This window comes from Mycolicibacterium vinylchloridicum (assembly GCF_013404075.1).
Taxonomy (GTDB): domain Bacteria; phylum Actinomycetota; class Actinomycetes; order Mycobacteriales; family Mycobacteriaceae; genus Mycobacterium; species Mycobacterium vinylchloridicum.
In genome coordinates this window covers 1-1,542 of sequence record NZ_JACBJQ010000165.1, presented here as the reverse complement: position 1 = coordinate 1,542, position 1,542 = coordinate 1, and the positions used below count along the sequence as shown (strand labels likewise).

Sequence of the window (1,542 nt, the reverse complement as noted above, 5' to 3'; positions counted from 1 at the left end):
CCGCAACAAAATATTCAACGTAAAAGACACCAACACCGTGAACGGAATCGCCACCAACAACGTCGGCGCCAACGACACCCGCGCCACAAACCACGACTGCTCCAAAAACTCCCGCCACTGAAACGGCTTCCGAAACACAAACCGCACCGCATCAGCCGACATCGCAAACAAACCACCAATAGCCTGCATCGGCCCCGACAGATTCCGGATCGGCGCCATCCCGGCCGACCACTGCGCTGAACCACCACCGCGCGCCATTCGGCCTCATCTCCGCTAGGTCGACACTCGACCGCAGAGTATCGATGTCGCGTCCGCAGCCTGTGCTGTTACACAGGAGCCCACGGCCGCCGGGACCATTGTGCCAACACGTTAGCAATGTGCATCCTTGTATACAAGGATCTGTCCGGTCGCTCGGCGCGGCATCGATAATCTATATTCTCGTAGGCGCAAACTTGTATTCTGGTGACGCAGCGCCGGCACTCCGGGACTATCCTGCGCCGCGCAACTGGCGCCTAGCTGTACCGGAGGCGATTTCGCCCGCCGCCTAGACTGGGCGCAACGGTCGGTAAGACCATTGGCACACAACTCAATCGGCACAACCAGCTCACGGGAGAGTCCACAGGTGAAGTCACAGGCCGCAATCATGCGCGGTGTCGGAAAAGACTGGGAAATCCATCAGATCGACCTGGCTGAGCCGGGCGAGCACGAAGTGCTCGTGCGCATGCGAGCCGCGGGCATCTGTCATTCCGACGATCACTTCTCCACCGGCGACACCGTCCCCACACCTGAGATGGCCGAGTTGATGGTTGCAGCCGGGATGCCGGCACCCGACTATTTTCCGATGATCGGCGGCCACGAGGGAGCGGGCGTCGTCGAAGCGGTCGGCTCCGGCGTGACAACATTGCAGCCCGGCGACCACGTGGGCATGTCGTTCATCGCCGCGTGTGGGAAGTGTCGTTGGTGCGTCACGGGGCAGACGTTCATCTGCGACGTCGGTGCAGACCTCTTTGCCAAGAGCGCAGGACCCGACGGCGTCTCCCGACGCTGGCTCGGCAACGAGGCGCTAACCGCGATGACGCAGCTTGGCACTTTCTCGGAGTACGTCGTCACATCGGAAGACGCGCTGATCAAGCTTGACCCGTCGATTCCCTTTCACGCCGCCGCCCTGGTGTCCTGCGGTGTCACCACTGGCTGGGGTTCGGCCACGGTGTCGGCGGGGACCGAGCCGGGTGACACCGTCGTGGTGATCGGCACCGGTGGTGTGGGCATGAACGCCGTCCAGGGCGCCCGTGCGGTCGGCGCTCAGCATGTGATCGCCGTCGACCCCTCCGCGCTCAAGCGTGATTTGGCCCCGAAATTCGGTGCGACACATACCAGCGAGTCGGCTGAGGCAACGATTGAACTCGTGCGCGGACGGTTGCGTCCAGCAGAGTGGTGTACGAGTCGGACCTGATCAGCGGTACCGGCGTGTCGTAGCCGGATGAATGAAGGTCATCGCGTGATTCTTCGAGAGACCCGCGAAAGTCACTCGAGCAAAGGAAT

General features: G+C 62.1%; 2 pseudogenes. One reads left to right on the top strand and one right to left on the bottom strand.

Annotated features, from left to right (window positions below):
• A pseudogene (locus HPC46_RS34315) lies at window positions 1-258 on the bottom strand (ABC transporter permease); the annotation flags it as partial.
• Between the two features lie 382 nt (window positions 259-640).
• Between HPC46_RS34315 and HPC46_RS34310 the strand changes: the two are divergent.
• Window positions 641-1,411 (top strand): annotated as a pseudogene (locus HPC46_RS34310) (alcohol dehydrogenase catalytic domain-containing protein); the annotation flags it as partial.
• Between the last annotated feature and the right edge of the window lie 131 nt (window positions 1,412-1,542).